The organism is Chitinophaga sp. HK235, from assembly GCF_018255755.1.
GTDB lineage: Bacteria > Bacteroidota > Bacteroidia > Chitinophagales > Chitinophagaceae > Chitinophaga.
Genome location: NZ_CP073766.1, coordinates 343,863 through 363,960 on the forward strand (window position 1 = coordinate 343,863; position 20,098 = coordinate 363,960).

The window sequence follows — 20,098 nt, forward strand, 5'->3', positions numbered from 1 at the left end:
TAAAAGCCAATGCCAGACACATCTTCAGGCTGGATGAAGAATATCCTGTAATGATAAGGCTATATACATTGGCTACAGGAGAACGCTACCTGAACATCGTATTGCATCATATTGCATTTGATGGCTGGTCTACAGAAATTCTGTTGCGCGAAGTAGTTAATTACTATCATCATTACGAATACCTTGCTGCCGGTGATGTTGCACTGGCAGCAAGGTATCTGCCGGCTCCATTGCCTTTGCAGTACAAGGATTTTGCCTTATGGCAGCGGAATTATCTGAAAGATGCAGTGCTGGATAAGCAGTTGTCATACTGGAAAAATAAATTATCTGGTTATGAAACACTACATCTGCCAACAGATAAGCCACGCCCGGCATATATCGACTATACCGGTGCTGATATTCTTTTTGTAATTGATAGGGCCACCAGTGATGGTTTGCGGGCTATCTCGCGGGAGCTGGAGGTGAGCCTGTACAGTGTGCTGCTGAGTGGTTACTATCTGTTGCTGAGTGCTTACAGCAACCAGCGGGATATTGTACTGGGTAGCCCTGTGGCCAACCGCCATTACGGGGAGATTGCAGACCTGATCGGTTTCTTTGTGAATACCCTTGCATTGCGTGAGGAGATAGACCCTGAACAACGGGTAACAGATTTCATCCGTCAGGTAGGAGCTTCGGTGATATCAGCGCAACTGCACCAGGACCTTCCGTTTGAGAAGCTGGTGGATGAGTTACAGGTAGAACCGGATATGTCGCGCCATCCGGTGTTTCAGACCACTTTCGGTATTCAGCATTTGGGAAAAGAAGCGCTTGAAGCAGCTGGTCTGTTTGCTCCTTATGGTGATGCCGGCGATTACAATATTGCTAAATATGATCTGAGTGCCGTGCTGGATGACAGTAGCGAAGAGATCTACGGGGGCTTTAACTATGCGGTGAGCCTTTTTGATGCGGCTACCGTCGAAGGATATATAACCACCTATAAAGAAATTTTAAGTCAACTGGCGTTTGCAGGAAAGAACCTGCAGATAAAATCATTGCGTTATCAGTCGGCAGCGGAACGTACGATGTTGCTGACTCAATGGAATAACCCATTACAAACATTCCCGGTAGACAAGCCCGTTCACCGGTTGTTTGAAGAGCAGGCTGCTGCTCATCCTGATCGTACTGCTGTTGTTTTTGAAGATGTACAACTGTCTTATGGAGAATTAAATACCCGTGCTGATAAACTGGCTGCATATATACGTCACCGTTATCAACTGAAACCGGATGACCTGGTCGGTATCTGCCTGGATCGCTCTGAGCACATGCTGATAGCTATCCTCGCCGTACTCAAGGCCGGAGCTGCCTATGTGCCCATGGACCCTGCTTATCCTGAAGAAAGAATCGCTTATATTCTTTCGGATACAGGAACGAAGGTGGTTTTAACCAATGAAAAACATGTGCCGCGACTCTCAGCGCTATCAGCAGAAGCAACTGCTGAGGCGATCGATAACCGGCATTTTGGGTCTGAACAGCCTGCGTTGTCTCCTGTGGTAACCGCACCAGAACAGCTGGCTTACGTGATTTATACCAGCGGTACTACCGGTCAACCCAAAGGAGCAATGATAGAACACCGCAATGTGACCCGCTTGTTCCATGCTACGGCTGCCTGGTATCATTTTGATGCCACGGATGTCTGGACTTTGTTCCATTCCGTAGTATTTGACTTCAGCGTATGGGAAATCTGGGGTGCCTTGTGTTACGGTGGCAAGCTGGTGGTTCCGTCAATGGAACAAACCAAAGATCCTTCCCTGTTCTACGACCTGTGCGAGCAGGAAGGAGTGACGGTGCTGAACCAGACGCCGGGTGCTTTTTATCAGTTCATCGCTGCGGCACAGCAAAAGACCAGCCGCCTGACACAACTGCGGTGTGTGATTTTCGGTGGTGATGCACTGAACCTGGCACAGCTGAAGCCATGGTATGATATATATGCTGATGATGCCCCACTGCTGATCAATATGTATGGTATCACGGAAACAACGGTCCATGTGACCTGGAAGGTGCTGAGTGCATTGGAACTGGATAAGGGTTCTCTGATTGGCCATGTGATCCCTGATCTGCAGGCCTATGTACTGAATGAATACCTGGAGCCTTTGCCTCCGGGAGCAGTAGGAGAGCTGTATGTAGGTGGTGCCGGTGTATGCCGTGGTTATTTGAATCTGCCATCGCTGACGGCTACACGTTTTATCAATAACCCATTCGCCGGTAGTGATTCGCGGTTATACAAAACCGGAGACCTGGTAAGGCAGTTGCCGGATGGCGATCTGGAATACATCGGCCGTGCCGACTTCCAGGTGAAGATCAGAGGGTATCGTATAGAGCTGGGTGAGATAGAACACCGTCTGGCCAGCTATCCGGGCATAAAACAGGCGGTGGTACTGGTAAAAGAACAGGCAGGCAACAAATACCTGGCGGGCTATTATGTGGCAAATGAGGCTTTGAATCAGGAAACCGTCCTGGAATACCTGGGAGGCTCTCTACCGGATTATATGCTGCCAGCGGTATTGGTACATCTGGCGCAATTACCGCTGACCATCAACGGAAAGCTGGACCGTCGTGCCTTACCAGAGCCTGTATTTACCGACAGTGATCATTACCGCGCTCCGGAGAATGATACAGAGGCAGCCATGTGTACCATCTATGGCCAGGTGCTGGGCATATCCGGCGACAAGATAAGTGTGGATGATGACTTCTTCCGGCTGGGCGGAGACTCCATCGTGAGTATCCAGCTGGTAAGCCGTCTGCGTCAACAGGCCGGCATTCATGTCACCGTAAAAGATATCTTCCGTTATCGTACCATTGCTTCACTATATACCAACGTGATTGCTGCAGGTGCTACGTCTTCTGTACAACTGGAAACAGAACAGGGCATCCTGTCCGGAGAAGTACCGTTGCTGCCGATACAGCGCTGGTTCTTTACCAATGTCTCCAATGGCCTGCTGCCGAAGTACCATCACTGGAACCAGGCTTTCCTGATCAGCGTACCTGTACTGGATATGACACTGCTGGAACGTACACTGACGGTGCTGTTGAATTACCATGACGGGCTGCGTTTACGCTACCGCCCTGATGGTACACAGTACTACAGTAAAGAGGTAACGGGAGTGGATATACGCCGCCAAGACATCCGTACCCTGAATACAGCTGAGGCACTACATACAGTACTTACCTCCTGGCAGTCAGATTTTGATATCTATGGAGACCGGTTATTACAGGCCGGCTATCTGGATGGTTATGCAGACGGGCGTGCACGCCTCTTCCTGGCAGCACATCACCTGCTGATAGACACCGTGAGCTGGCGTATGCTGGTGGCGGATATGGAACGTATTTACAATCATCTGTCCACTGTAACCACAACGCATACACGTTCACTGACAGAATTATTAGGCTCCAAAGGCAGTAGCTACCGTCAGTGGACAACGCTGATCGCTGGCTACGAGTTGTCTGTAGCAGAACAGGAATACTGGTCAGATCTGTTGCCGGGAATAAAAGCCGGTAATGCCTTGCTGGAAAGCCTGTCTGCATCGGCTGTTAGCCATGCATCCCTGTCGTTGGATACGGCATATACCGGGCGCTTGCTGCGAGAAAGCCATCATGTTTATAACACACAGATCAACGATATTTTATTAAGCGCCCTCGGTGTTGCCCTGTCGCGCATTACGGGAGAAACAAGCCATTACATATTGCTGGAAAGCCACGGCCGTGAGGTGCTTTCAGCATCCATCGATATTACGCATACCAGTGGCTGGTTTACGACTATGTACCCTGTACGGCTCATCAGTGAAGGCGATGATTACGGCGTAAAGCTGGCATCAGCTAAAGAAACCTTGCGCGCAGTACCGGCTAACGGTATCGGCTATGGGATACTCACGGGCTACCGCCCTGAAGGCTTACCTCGTATCAGCTTTAACTACCTCGGCCAATTCGATGGGCAGGAAAATGCTGCTGCCAGTGGATGGCAGCTGACCGGAGAAGGTAGTGGTCTTTCGATAGATACCTCCAACGGCGATCATCACCTGATCAATATCAACGGGCTGGTGATAGGCGGCCGTCTTCAGTTCAATATCTTTGGCAGCCTGGCAGCTGATCTGCTAACTACCCTGGCGACACAGTATCAGCAGGCATTAGAAGAGATGATTGAGTGGCTGGGTCATGCATCCCGTACCTGGCTGACAGCCAGCGATACAGACAATATCGTCTCCAATGACTGGTTATCCGTGTTGCAATCGCAACAGGAAGTATCTGGTGTTTACCTCGCGGGCAGCCTGCAGGAAGGCTTCATCTATCATGCACTGCATCAGGGTGAGGTGGATGATGCCTACCGCGTACAGCTCTCCTGGGATTACCACAATGCCATCAACCCGGCCCTGCTGGAACAGGCCTGGCAATATGCACAGCAGCGCTACAGTGCCCTGCGTCTGCGCTTTGCTTGGGAACATGAACTGGTGCAGATCATAGACCGCCATGGACATACCGACTGGCGCTATCTTGATATCAGTGATCAGGACAAAACTTCACAGGAGGCTTACCTGAAAGAATTGATGGTAGAGGATCGTACTTTGCTCTTCGATCTGTCTGCCGGTAACCTGTTCCGGGTATATCTGGTGAAATGCGGAGAGCGCGACTGGAGCTGTCTTTTCAGCAACCACCACGCGATACTGGATGGCTGGAGTATGCCATTGCTGTTTAACTATGTACATGAAGTGTATCTGCAGCTGTTGCAGGGAGTACCTGTAGTCGTGAGGGAAGACAAGAGCTATGCGGAGGCACAGCGTTACCTGCAGCAGCACCGTCAGGATAATGAAGCCTACTGGACTGCTGCAGTGGCCCGGCTGGAAGAGCCTGAAGACCTGAGCAGCTTGTTGCGTGCAGACCAGCGCCATATCCGCTTGTCGGCTTATCGTCATGTCCTGCGGCCGGCAGAACAAGTGCTGGTCATCAGCGGTACACACTATGAAGCGCTGAAACGCCTGTGCTCTGCGAATGGTGTTACACTCAACGCCGTATTACACTACTGCTGGCACCGGCAGTTGAGTCTTTACGGCAATAGTGATACTACCGTAGTGGGCATGACTGTCTCCGGCCGTAATCTTCCCATCAACGATATAGAACAATCCGTAGGTTTATATATCAACACACTTCCGGTGATCATGGAACATGACTCCGGCAGTGTATTATCGGCCATTAAACGTTTACAGGCCCATATCGTAGAGGTGAACAGCCGCAGCGATGTGAAGCTCGGAAGGCTGTACCCCGGCGGCGAACGCCTGTTCAGCAGCCTGTTTGTGTTTGAGAACTATCCGTTACCAGCCGGAGAAGAAGGCCAGTTGTCTATCCGGTTCAGGAACAGTATGGAGAAGCTGGACTATCCGCTGTCTGTGATGGCTGCGGAGCCAGGCGCTGAGATTAGCTTTAGCGTCAAATATGCAGCAGAATTATTTGATGATGCGATCATTGCACAACTGCTCTCCGGTGTGGAGCTGATCCTGGATCAACTTACAACACATCCGGATATCACAGCATCATCGCTGGTACATCTGCGCGAAGCGCAATACCAGCAAATGATCTTTGACTGGAACAATACCGTTCGTGATTATCCTGCTGATAAAAACATCCATGGACTGTTTGAAGCCCGGGTGGCACAGATACCGGACCAGTTGGCAATTGTATGCGGAGACAACCGGCTGACCTACCACGAATTGAATGAGCAGGCCAATCGGCTGGCTGCTTACCTGAAGAAAAATTTTGATGTTCAGCCGGACGATCTGATTGTACTATGCATGGACCGTTCGGCAGATATGCTGATAGCGGTGCTGGCCATCCTCAAGGCAGGTGGTGCTTATGTGCCGGCTGATGTTTCCCATCCCGACGACAGACTACATTATATCATTAGCGATACCCGTACCAAAGTGGTACTAAGTAACGAACAGCATACAGAACGTATCAAATCACTGACAGCGGGACTTTCCTTAAAAGTGATCAATACAGAAGATATTTATTTCCAGACTGGTCTGTCTGTAAGATACAGTGGCGAAAATGCGGCGATTGCTGTAGAGCCCTCACAACTGGCCTATGTTATTTATACCAGCGGTACAACAGGCCGTTCCAAAGGAGTGATGGTAGAACACCGGAATGTGGTGAATTATCTGTTCAATGTGCAGGATATGCTGCTGGAAGATCATACCCGTGTTGATTTTTCAGGGAATTTATCTTTTGACCTATCGGTAACGACTACCCTGTATCCGTTGTGCTTTGGCAAATGCCTGTATATTTTTGAAGGCAGCATTACAGAGGTGGCGGCCTATGAGCAGCACCTGATCACACACGATATTGAACTGGTGAAGAGTACACCGGCCTACCTGTCGCTGCTGAATAATCCCGAAGTACGTGTAAAAACGGCTATCGTAGGAGGGGAGAAATTGTTGCGTCATCAGATCAGCCGGATACTTTCCTGTTTTGCGACTATCATTGACGAATACGGCCCGACAGAAACTACAGTAGGTGCTACTTATTACCGTATAGACGATACCGTTACCAAGTTTTCCATAGGCAAAGCTTATCATCATTACAGCATCTATGTGTTGGATGATCAGCTGCGTCCGGTACCAGCAGGGGCCATCGGAGAACTTTATATCGGTGGAGCAGGCCTGTCCCGCGGATATCTGAATCAGCCCGAACTGACCCGTGAACGTTTCATAGAGAATCCCTTTGGCGACGGCAGACTATATAAGACCGGTGATGCGGTGAGATACCTGCCTGATGGTAATCTGGAATACATTGGCCGTACAGACTTCCAGGTGAAGGTCCGTGGTTACCGTATAGAACCTGCTGAGATAGAGCATCAGCTGGCAGCTTACCCTGGCATTACTGATGCAGTAGTACTGGCGAGAGAACAGGCTGAGGGTATCCATTATCTGACGGGCTATTATGTATCTGCTAAAACGCTGGATGAGCAGGAGTTACGCGACTACCTGGGCAGCTACCTGCCGGAGTATATGATCCCGTCTGTGCTGATGCGGCTGGATGCCTTGCCGTTGACGGCTAATGGGAAGCTGGACCGTCGTGCCTTGCCGGATCCGGCCCTTACAGGAGAGCGTTATGAGGCGCCGGCCAATACAATGGAGAAACAATTGTGTGCCATATTTGCTGAAGTACTGGAACTGGACGCGGACCGGATAAGTGTGACAGATGATTTCTTCCGCCTGGGCGGTAACAGTATTCTGGCCATCCGCCTGGTGAACCGGCTGAATGCCTTGCCGGGCACCAAAACGAGTATGTCAGCGGTATTTAACTACCGTACTATCCGCCAACTATCGGCTGCGTTACAGGAAGATACCGGTGATCATGTAACCATTACAGTTCCTGTTATCAGCACTCCCGAAGAGCAGTTATTATCTTTTGCCCAGGAGCGCTTATGGTTCATTGAGAACTATGAAGGGGGCAGCAATGCCTACAACATACCAGTGGTGCTGAAGTTACAGGATCAGGTGAACACGGAAAACCTGTTACAGGCGCTGCGGGCTGTTGTACATCGTCATGAAGTACTGAGAAGCCTCATTAAAATAAATGCTGCCGGAGACAGCTACCAGATAGCACCTGATGAAAGTATTTATCCTGTGGCTATAGGAATACATGCTGTAAAGGATCAGCAATCACTCCATGAAACGATAAGAGCCAATGCCGGACACATATTCAGACTGGATGAAGAATATCCTCTGAAGATAGCGGTGTATACATTGGCTACAGGAGAACGTTATCTGAATATCGTATTGCATCATATTGCATTTGATGGCTGGTCAACAGAAATTCTGTTGCGTGACTTATTGAATTATTATCATCACTACGAATACCTTGCAACCGGCGATATGATACAGGCAGAAAAATATCTGCCTGCACCACTGCCTTTGCAGTATAAGGATTTTGCGTTGTGGCAACGGAATTATCTGAAAGATGCTGTACTGGAGAAGCAGTTGTCATACTGGAAAGATAAACTGTCTGGCTATGAAACATTACATCTGCCAACAGACAAGCCTCGTCCTGCATATACAGATTATACCGGTGCTGACATTGCTTTTGTAATTGATAGAGCCACCAGTGAAGGTTTACGGGCTATCTCGCGGGAGCTGGAAGTGAGTATGTACAGTGTGTTGCTGAGTGGTTACTACCTGTTGCTGAGTGCTTACAGTAATCAGCGGGATATTGTATTGGGTAGCCCTATTGCCAACCGTCATTATGGAGAGATAGCTGACTTGATCGGTTTCTTTGTCAACACCCTTGCGCTGCGTGAAGAGATAGATCCTGAACAGCGGGTGACGGACTTCATCCGCCAGGTGGGAGCTTCTGTGATATCAGCGCAGTTGCACCAGGATCTTCCATTTGAGAAATTGGTGGATGAGCTACAGGTGGAACCGGATACATCGCGCCATCCGGTGTTTCAGACTACCTTCAGTATTCAGCACAATGGCGGTGGAGGTCTTGACGCTGCTGATCTGTTTGCTCCCTATAGCGACGGAGGGTATTACAGTATTGCCAAATATGATCTGAACACCATACTGGACGATAGCAGCGAAGAAATCAATGGTCTCTTTAACTATGCGGTGAGTCTTTTTGATGCGGCTACGATCGAAGGATATATAACCACCTATAAAGAAATTTTACGTCAACTGGTGACTGCAGGAAAGGGACTGCAGATAAAATCATTGCGTTATCAGTCGGCAACGGAACGTACGATGTTGCTGACTCAATGGAATAACCCATTACAGACATTCCCAACAGACAAGCCTGTTCACCGGTTGTTTGAAGAGCAGGCTGTTGCTCATCCTGAGCGTATTGCTGTTGTTTATGAAGAGGTGCAATTATCTTATGGAGAACTGAATAGCCGTGCTGATGAACTGGCTGCATATATACGTCACCGTTATCAGCTGAAACCGGATGATCTGGTAGGCATCTGCCTGGACCGCTCTGAACACATGCTGACGGCTATTCTCGCCGTACTCAAGGCGGGAGCTGCCTATGTACCCATGAACCCCGGTTATCCTGAAGAAAGAATCGCTTTTATCCTGTCAGATACAGGAACGAAAGTGGTTTTAACCAATGAAAAGCATGTGGCGCGGCTTTCAGCCCTGTCAGTGGAAGTAACTGCCGAAGCGATCGATAACAGGCGTTTCGTATCCGAACAGCCTGCACTGCCTCCGGTAGTAACTACTCCTGAGCAGCTGGCTTATGTGATTTATACCAGTGGTACTACCGGTCAGCCAAAAGGTGCGATGATAGAGCATCGTAATGTATCCCGCCTGTTCCATGCCACAGCCGCCTGGTATCATTTTGATGCTACGGATGTCTGGACTTTGTTCCATTCCGTAGTATTCGACTTCAGCGTATGGGAGATCTGGGGTGCTTTGTGTTATGGTGGTAAGCTGTTGATCCCGTCAACAGAACAAACTCAGGACCCTTCCCTGTTCTATGACCTGTGTGAGCGTGAAGGGGTGACGGTGCTGAACCAGACGCCGGGCGCTTTCTATCAGTTCATCGCAGCGGCGCAGCAGAAAGCCAATCGCCTGACACGGTTGAGATATGTGATCTTCGGCGGTGACGCCCTGAACCTGGCACAGTTGAAACCCTGGTATGATCTATATGCTGATGATGCCCCCAGGCTGATCAATATGTATGGTATCACGGAAACAACGGTCCATGTGACCTGGAAGGAGCTGAGTGCATTGGAACTGGATAAGGGCTCTCTGATCGGCCGTGTGATCCCTGATCTGCAGGCCTATGTGCTGAATGAATACCTGGAGCCACTTCCACAGGGAGCGGTAGGGGAGCTGTATGTAGGGGGCGCTGGTGTATGCCGTGGTTATTTAAACCTACCATCGCTGACGGCTACACGATTTATTGCGGATCCGTTTACCGGCGGTGATGCACGGTTATACAAAACCGGGGACCTGGTAAGGCAATTGCCTAATGGCGATCTGGAATACATCGGCCGTGCCGACTTCCAGGTGAAGATCAGAGGTTATCGTATTGAGCTGGGCGAGATAGAACACCGTATGGCTAACTATCCCGGCATAAAACAAGCCGTGGTGCTGGTGAAGGAGCAAGCTGGTGGTGACAAATACCTCACCGGCTATTATGTGGCAGATGAGGTTTTGAATCAGGAATCCATCCAGGAATACCTGGGGGGCTATTTGCCGGAATACATGCTACCGGCTGTATTGGTACATCTGCAGCAGTTACCGTTGACCATCAACGGCAAGCTGGACCGTCGTGCCTTGCCGGAGCCGGTATTTACCGACAGCGATCATTATTGCGCTCCGGAGAATGATACAGAGGCAGCCATGTGTGCCATCTTTGGCCAGGTGCTGGGTATAGCTGAAGATAAGATAAGTATAGATGATGACTTTTTCCGGCTGGGAGGAAACAGTATTCTTGCCATTCGCCTGATTAACCGCCTGAATGCGGCGCTGGGGACCAATATAGATGTAGCAGCCGTATTCACGGGCAGGACTATACGTAAACTGGCCGCTGTCAGCGGAGTCTCCGACAATGTGAAGATTGTATCACGTGTTGTCAACGCTCCGGAAGAACAGTTGTTATCTTTTGCTCAGGAACGTTTATGGTTTATAGAGAACTATGAAGGCGGCAGTAGTGCTTTCAATGTGCCATTGGTGCTGCAGTTGCAAGAGAAGGTGAATACAGAACCCCTGTTACAGGCACTGCGGGCCGTAATACATCGTCATGAGGTGCTGAGAACCAGGATCAGAACGACCGAAGCCGGACTGAGTTACCAGGAGGTACAGGACGACACCGCACACCCGATTGAAATAAACAAGAGGGAGCTGGCTTCAGAGGCGGTACTGAATGAGGAATTGCGCACACAGTCCCATCATATCTTCAGACTGGACGAAGAACTGCCGGTCATCATCACCCTCTATACACTCCCTCATCAACGGTACCTGAGCATCGTGCTGCACCATATTGCATTTGACGGATGGTCTACAGAAATCCTGCTGCGCGACTTATTGAATTATTATCACCTTTACAAATACCTGGCCGCCGGTGATATTGTGCAGGCAGCAAAATATCTGCTTCCGGAGTTACCTGTACAGTATAAAGATTTTGCTTTGTGGCAGCGGCATTACCTGAAAGGTGTGGTGCTGAACAGACAGCTGTCTTACTGGAAGAAAAGGTTGTCCGGTTATGAAACCCTGCATTTGCCGACAGACAAACCACGTCCTGCGCAAATCAACTATGAAGGTGCAAATGTTTCCTTCGTGATAGACAAAGCGATCAGCGATGGTTTACGGCGTATCTCCCGTGAGCTGGGGGTGAGCCTGTACAGTGTGCTGCTAAGCGGTTACTATCTGCTACTCAGTGCTTACAGCAACCAAAAGGATATTATAGTGGGCACTCCTATTGCTAACCGCCATTATGGAGAGATAGCAGACCTGATCGGTTTCTTTGTGAATACCCTGGCATTGCGGGAGAAAATAGATCCGGAACAACGGATAACAGACTTTATCCGTCAGGTGGGAGCTGCTGTGATGGATGCCCAGCTGCATCAGGACCTTCCCTTCGAGAAGCTGGTAGATGAACTGCATATAGAACCGGATGTATCACGTCATCCGGTATTCCAGACGACTTTCAGTATGGAGGTGTCTGGCAGCCAGGAAGGGGCTGATCAGCTGTTCCTGCCATATCAGCAATCTGGCCAGTACAACGTTGCCAAATATGATCTGACCGTAATGCTGGATGATAACGGAGAAAAGATCTACGGCGCCTTTAACTATGCAACGGCATTGTTTGAAGCAGAAACCATCACGGGCTTTATTACTACTTATACAACTATTCTGTCGCAGATGGTGTCAGGAAAAGGTGGTCCGCTCAAATCGCTGCGCTACCTGGATGAATCGGGGCTTGTCACCATGCTGCGGCACAGTAGGGGAGTGGAACAGCCATTTGCTGCTGATAAAACCATCCATCAGTTGTTTGAAGAGCAGGTGCAGAGCACCCCTCAGGCTTTGGCCGTGGTGTATGAAGAAACACGGCTTACCTATGCCGAACTGAATGAAAAAGCCAACCGGCTGGCGGCGTATCTGCGTGAACGTTATACCATTCAGCCGGATGATTTGATCGCACTGGTACTTGATCGTACAGCAGACATGCTGACGGCCATCCTTGCCGTACTGAAGGCCGGAGCTGCTTATGTGCCGGTATCACCGGATTATCCGGATGAACGTATCCATTACATCCTGACAGATACCCGTACCAAAGTAGTGCTGACGAATGAAGTTTATAAAGAAAGATTACAGACTGTTGCCAGTATTGAAGTAGTAGATACGGCTGTTTTATGGGAAGAAAAACTGAAAAATTATAAAACTGACAACCTTGCTCCGTTGGCCGCTTCAACAGATCTGGCCTATGTGATTTACACCAGTGGTACCACTGGTGCTGCCAAAGGAGTAATGGTGCAGCATCGCAGCGTTATCAACCTGATTGCTGCTCTGGTACCGGCGCATACCCTTGACCGGCATGAACGGGTGGGCTGTTATTCCAACTATGTATTTGATGCATTTGTGTATGAGGCATTCCCTGCATTGGCAAACGGCAATACTTTATACCTGTACCCAGACAGTATCAGAACCGCGCCGGATACGCTGCGCAGTTATATTAGTAAAGAGCGTATAGCCGTTACATTTATCCCGCCGGTATTGTTGCGTGAGTTCCTGTCAGCGCCTACTGGTCTGTCGTTGATATTTACTGGTGGAGAACAATTACCGGACCTGAGTGATATACCTTTCGAGGGAACCTTGCTGAATGAATATGGTCCTACGGAAGCGACGGTGTGCGCCACGATACACCCTTACCATCCGGGAGATAGCACGGCCAATATCGGCTGTCCGCTGGCCAATACTACGGCGTATGTGCTGGACCAATTGGGTAGATCTGTACCCGTGGGTGCCATTGGAGAACTGTATATCGGTGGTGCCGGGGTAGCGCGTGGTTATCTGAACCAGCCCTCGCTGACGGCTACACGTTTTGTTGCAGATCCATTTACCGGTGGTGATGCAAGGCTGTATAAAACCGGTGACCTGGTAAGACAATTACCCAATGGGGATCTGGAATATATCGGCCGTGCCGACTTTCAGGTGAAGATTAGAGGTTATCGTATAGAGCTGGGCGAGATAGAACATCGCATGGCCGGCTACTCCGGCATAAAACAAGCCGTGGTGCTGGTGAAAGAACAGGCTGGTGGTAACAAGTACCTCGCCGGTTATTATGTATCCGATGAGTCTTTGAATCATGCATCCATCCTGGATTACCTGGGCTCGTATCTGCCAGATTATATGTTGCCGGCAGTGTTGATACATCTGGCGCAATTACCGTTGACCATCAACGGCAAGTTGGACCGTCGTGCCTTACCGGAGCCTGTATTTACCGACAGTGATCATTACCGTGCTCCGGAGAATAATACTGAAGCAACGATGTGCGCTATCTACGGTCAGGTGCTGGGTATATCCGTTGATAAGATCGGTGTGGACGATGACTTCTTCCGGTTGGGAGGAGATTCTATTGTGAGTATCCAGCTGGTAAGCCGTTTGCGGCAACAGGCCGGTATTCATGTCACCGTAAAAGATATCTTCCGTTACCGCACCATTGCCTCCTTGTATACGAACGTGATTGCTGCAGGTACTACATCTTCTGCACAATTGGAAACAGAACAAGATGTTCTTTCCGGTGAAGTACCGCTGCTGCCAATACAGCGCTGGTTCTTTACAAATGTCTCCAATGGCCTGCTGCCGAAGTACCATCACTGGAACCAATCTTTCCTGATCAGCGTACCTGTACTGGATATGGCACTGCTGGAACGTACGCTGATAGTGTTGCTTAACTATCATGACGGGCTGCGTTTACGCTATCGTCCGGATGGTACCCAGTACTACAGCGAAGAGGCTACCAGTGTGGATATCCGTCGCCTGGACATCCGTACGGTGAAAACACCGGAAGCCTTACATACTTTACTGACCTCCTGGCAGGCAGATTTTGATATCTATGGGGACCGGTTATTACAGGCAGGCTATCTGGAAGGTTATGCAGATGGGCGTGCGCGCCTTTTCCTGGCGGTCCATCACCTGTTGATAGACACGGTAAGCTGGCGTATGCTGGTGGCGGATATGGAACGTATTTACAATCATTTATCAACAGTAACTACAACGGATATACGTTCACTGATAGCATGGCTGGGCCCCAAAGGTAGCAGCTACCGTCAGTGGACAACGCTGATCTCCGGCTATGAGTTATCTGTAGCAGAACAGGAATACTGGTCAGATCTGTTGCCGGGAATAATAGCAGGTAATACCCTGCTGAAAAGCCTGTCTACACCAACCACCAGTTATGCCTCCCTGTTATTGGATACAGCATATACCGGGCGCTTGCTGCGTGAAAGTCATCATGTTTATAATACACAGATCAACGATATTCTATTAAGTGCCCTGGGTGTTGCACTTTCACGCATCACGGGAGAAACAAGCCATTACGTATTGCTGGAAAGCCACGGCCGTGAGGCACTTTCGGCCTCCATCGATATTACGCATACCAGCGGCTGGTTTACTACCATGTACCCTGTAGAGATCATCAGCGAAGGCAATGACTACGGTGCACAGCTCGTATCAGCTAAAGAAACGCTACGGGCAGTACCGGCTAACGGTATCGGCTATGGGATACTGACAGGCTATCGTCCTGAAGGCTTACCTCGTATCAGCTTCAACTACCTCGGCCAGTTCGACGGCCAGGGAAGTACCACCAGTAATGGATGGCAGCTGGCAGGAGAGGACAGTGGCCGCCCGATAGAAGCTTCCAATGGCGACCATCACCTGATCAACATCAATGGGTTGGTGATAGGAGGCCGTCTTCAGTTCAATATCTCCGGCAGCATAGCAGCTGATCTGCTGGCCACCTTGGCAGCACAGTATCAGCAGGTGCTGGAAGAGATGATTGAATGGCTGGGTCGTGCATCCCGTACCTGGCTGACAGCCAGCGATACAGATAATATCATCTCCAATGCCTGGTTATCAGATTTGCAAGCGCAGCAGGAAGTATCCGGCATTTACCTGGCGGGCAGCCTGCAGGAAGGCTTTATCTATCATGCGCTGCATCAGGGTGATGTTGATGATGCCTACCGCGTACAGCTGTCCTGGAATTATCACAATACCATCAACCCGGCCCTGCTGCAACAGGCCTGGCAGTATGCACAACAGCGCTACAGTGTACTGCGTCTGCGTTTTGCCTGGGAACATGAGCTGGTGCAAATCATAGACCGTCATGGACATACCGACTGGCGTTATCTGGATATCAGTGATCAGAACAAACCTTCACAGGAAGCTTATCTGAATGAACTGATGGCGCAGGACCGTACCTTGCCTTTTGACTTGTCTGCCGGTAACCTGTTCCGGGTATATCTGGTAAAACGCGGAGATCACGAATGGAGCAGCCTTTTCAGCAACCACCACGCGATACTGGATGGCTGGAGTATGCCATTGCTGCTCAGCTATGTACATGAAGTGTATCTGCAGCTGTTGCAAGGTAAGTCTGTAGTAGTTCGGGAAGACCAGAGTTATGCAGAAGCGCAGCGTTACCTGCAGCAACACCGCGGGGATAATGAAGCCTACTGGACTGATGCGGTGGCCCGGTTGGAAGAGCCGGAAGACCTGAGCAGTCTGCTACGCGCAAATCAGCGTCATATCCGGTTATCGGATTATCGTCATGTGCTGCAGCCGGCAGAACAGTCCCTGGTGATCAGTGGCCCCCGCTATGAAGCGCTGAAACGCCTGAGCGCCGCCAATGGCGTAACCCTCAATGCCGTGCTGCAATATTGCTGGCACCGGCAATTGAGTCTCTATGGCAACGCGCGTACTACCGTTGTGGGTATGACCGTCTCCGGCCGTAACCTGCCCATCAACGATATAGAACAATCCGTAGGTTTATATATCAACACGCTGCCGGTGATCATGGAACATGACCCAGGTAGTGTATTGTCGGCCATTAAACATTTACAGGCCCATATAGGAGAGGTGAACAGCCGCAGCGATGTGAACCTGGGAAGGCTGAATCCCGGCGCCGGACGCCTGTTCAGCAGCCTGTTTGTGTTTGAGAACTATCCGTTACCAGCCGGAGAAGAGGGGCAGTTATCTATACAATTCAGGGGTAGTATGGAGAAGCTGGACTATCCGCTGGCGGTAGTCGCATCAGAACGTGGTCAGGTAGTGAGTCTGCAGCTCAAATATGCAGCGGAATTATTTGATGACGCTATCATTGCACAACTGCTCTCCGGTGTGGAACTCATCCTGGAGCAACTAATAACACATCCGGATATCACAGTATCATCGCTGGTACATCTGCGCGAAGCGCAATATCAGCAAATAATCTTCGACTGGAACAATACCGTTCGTGATTATCCTGCTGACAAAACCATTCATCAGCTGTTTGAAGAACAGGTACGCAGTACCCCTCACGCTCCGGCGGTGGTCTATGAAGAAACACGGCTTACCTATGCCGAACTAAATGAAAAAGCCAACCGGCTGGCGGCGTATCTGCGTGAACGTTATACCATTCAGCCGGATGACCTGGTTACACTTGTACTCGATCGTACTGCAGATATACTGACGGCCATCCTTGCTGTGCTGAAGGCCGGAGCGGCCTATGTGCCGGTATCACCGGATTATCCGGATGAACGTATTCATTACATCCTGGAGGATACCCGTACCAAGGTAGTGCTGACGAACGAAATTTATATAGAAAGATTACAAACAACGGACCTTTCTGTAGGTATTGAGGCAATAGATACCGCTGTTTTATGGGAGGAAACGCTGAAGGGTTATAAAACTGAAAACCTTGTTCCGCTGGCGGCTTCAACAGATCTGGCTTATGTGATTTACACAAGCGGAACCACGGGTGCTGCCAAAGGTGTGATGATACAGCATCGCAGCGTGATCAACCTGATCAGTGCATTGGTGCCGGTGCATACACTGGACCGGCATGAACGGGTGGGCTGTTATTCCAACTATGTATTTGATGCGTTTGTATATGAGGCATTCCCTGTATTAGCCAATGGTAATACCTTATACCTGTATCCGGACAGTATCAGAACCGCCTCGGATGCGTTACGCAGCTATATCGGCAAAGAGCGTATAACCGTTACATTTATCCCGCCGGTGTTGTTACGTGAGTTCCTGTCTGCTCCTACCGGTCTGTCATTGATATTTACCGGTGGTGAACAATTGCCGGACCTGAGCGATATTCCTTTCGAGGGCACCTTGCTGAATGAATATGGTCCAACAGAAGCTACCGTGTGTGCTACGATACACCCTTATCATCCGGGCGACAGCACTGCCAATATCGGCCGTCCATTGGCTAACACGACCGTGTATGTATTGGATGGAGCCGGAAAACCTGTGCCGGTGGGCGCTATCGGAGAATTGTATATCGGTGGAGCCGGTGTGGCAAGAGGTTATTTGAATCAACCCACGCTGACGGCTACACGTTTTATCACTGATCCATTCGCTGGGGGAGATGCGCGGCTGTACAAAACCGGAGACCTGGTAAGACAGTTGCCCAATGGAGAGCTGGAATACGTTAGCCGTGCGGACTTCCAGGTGAAGATCAGGGGTTATCGTATAGAACTGGGCGAGATAGAACATCGCATGGCCGGCTATCCGGACATAAAACAGGCGGTGGTGCTGGTGAAAGAACAGTCCGGTGGTAACAAATACCTGGCTGGTTATTATGTGGCCGATGAGGTTTTAAATCATGAACACATATTGGAATACCTGGGCTCCTATCTGCCGGAATACATGTTGCCGGCGGTGTTAGTACATCTTGTACAGTTACCGTTGACGATCAACGGCAAGCTAGATCGTCGTGCTTTACCGGAACCTGTATTTACAGACGGTGATCATTACCGCGCTCCGGAGAATGATACGGAAGCAGCTATGTGCGCTATTTATGGACAGGTGTTGGGAATATCCGGCGATAAGATCGGCGTGGATGATGACTTCTTCCGGCTGGGTGGAGACTCTATTGTGAGTATCCAGCTGGTGAGCCGTCTGCGTCAACAGGCGGATATTCATGTCACCGTGAAGGATATCTTCCGTTACCGCACCATTGCCTCGTTATATACGAACGTGATTGCTGCAGGTACTACAGCTGCGGTACAACTGGAAACAGAGCAGGGCATCCTCTCCGGAGAAGTGCCGTTGCTGCCGATACAGCGCTGGTTCTTTACCAATGTTTCCACCGGACTGCTGCCGAAGTACCATCACTGGAACCAGTCATTCCTGATCAGTGTTCCCGTGTTGGATATAACACTGCTGGAACGCACACTGACAGTGTTGTTCAACTATCATGACGGGCTGCGTTTACGCTATCGTCCTGATGGTACACAATATTACAGTGAAGAAGTGACCAGCGTAGATGTTCGGCGTCTGGATATCCGCACCCTGGAAACGCCGGAAGCCCTGCATACTTTACTGACCTCCTGGCAGTCGGATTTTGATGTCTATGGAGACCGGTTATTACAAGCCGGCTACCTGGAAGGTTATGCAGACGGGCGTGCCCGCCTCTTCCTGGCGGCCCATCACTTGTTGATAGATACGGTGAGCTGGCGTATGCTGGTGGCAGATATGGAACGTATTTACAATCATTTATCAGCAGTAACTATAACGGATATACGTTCATTGATAGGATGGTTAGGCCCCAAAGGCAGCAGCTACCGTCAATGGACAACGCTGATCTCCGGCTATGAGTTGTCTGTAACAGAACAGGAATACTGGTCTGATCTGTTGCCGGGAATAAAAGCGGGTAATGCTGTTTTATCAGCGTTGGCGGTTAAAGATAAAAGTAATGCGCTGCTGACGCTGGATGCAGCGTATACCGGCCGCTTATTGCGTGAAAGTCATCATGTTTATAATACGCAAATTAATGATATGCTGTTAAGCGCCCTGGGTGTTGCACTCTCGCGTATTACAGGAGAAACAAGTCATTATATATTGCTGGAAAGCCACGGCCGTGAGGCACTTTCTTCCTCCATCGATATCACACATACCAGTGGCTGGTTTACCACTATGTACCCTGTGGAGATCATCAGCGAAGGTGATGATTATGGTATACAGCTGGTAGCAGCTAAAGAAACGCTACGTGCCGTACCAACTAACGGTATCGGCTATGGGATACTCACGGGCTACCGTCCGGAAGGTTTACCTCGTATCAGCTTCAACTACCTCGGTCAGTTCGACGGCCAGGAAAGTGCCGGCAGCAATGGATGGCAGCTGACCGGAGAAGACAGCGGCCGGCAGTTAGATGTTTCCAACGGAGATCATCACCTGATCAACATTAACGGGCTGGTGATAGGAGGCCGTCTTCAGTTCAGTATCTCCGGCAGCCTGGCAGCTGATCTGCTGACCACACTGGCAGCACAATATCAGCAGGTGCTGGAAGAGATGATCGAATGGCTGGGCCGTGCATCCCGTACCTGGCTGACGGCCAGCGATACAGATAATATCATCTCCAACGCCTGGTTGTCTGTATTGCAATCCCGGCAGGAGGTGTCCGGCGTTTATCTGGCAGGCAGTCTGCAGGAAGGTTTTATCTACCATGCCCTGCATCAGGGAGACGTAGACGACGCCTACCGCGTGCAACTGTTCTGGGATTATCACAATGCCATCAACCCGGCTCTGTTGCAACAGGCCTGGCAGTATGCGCAGCAGCGCTACAGCGCCCTGCGTCTGCGCTTTGCCTGGGAACATGAGCTGGTACAGATTATAGACCGCCATGGGCATATCGATTGGCGTTATCTGGATATCAGCAATCAGGACAAAACCTCGCAGGAGGCTTATCTGAATGAACTGATGGTACGGGATCGTACCTTGTCCTTCGATCTGTCTGCTGGTAACCTGTTCCGGGTATACCTCGTGAAATGCGGAGAGCATGACTGGAGCTGCCTTTTCAGTAATCACCACGCTATATTGGATGGCTGGAGTATGCCGTTGCTGCTCAATTACATACATGAAGT

General features: G+C 50.0%; 1 protein-coding gene (running past both ends of the window). It reads left to right on the plus strand.

Every position in this 20,098-nt window falls within one protein-coding gene, locus KD145_RS00810, for a non-ribosomal peptide synthase/polyketide synthase (RefSeq protein ID WP_212004036.1), read on the plus strand. The gene is 55,848 nt long; 20,215 of those nucleotides lie to the left of the window and 15,535 to its right, leaving coding positions 20,216-40,313 in view (codon 6,739, partial, through codon 13,438, partial); the first complete codon in view begins at nt 3. Both the start codon and the stop codon lie outside the window.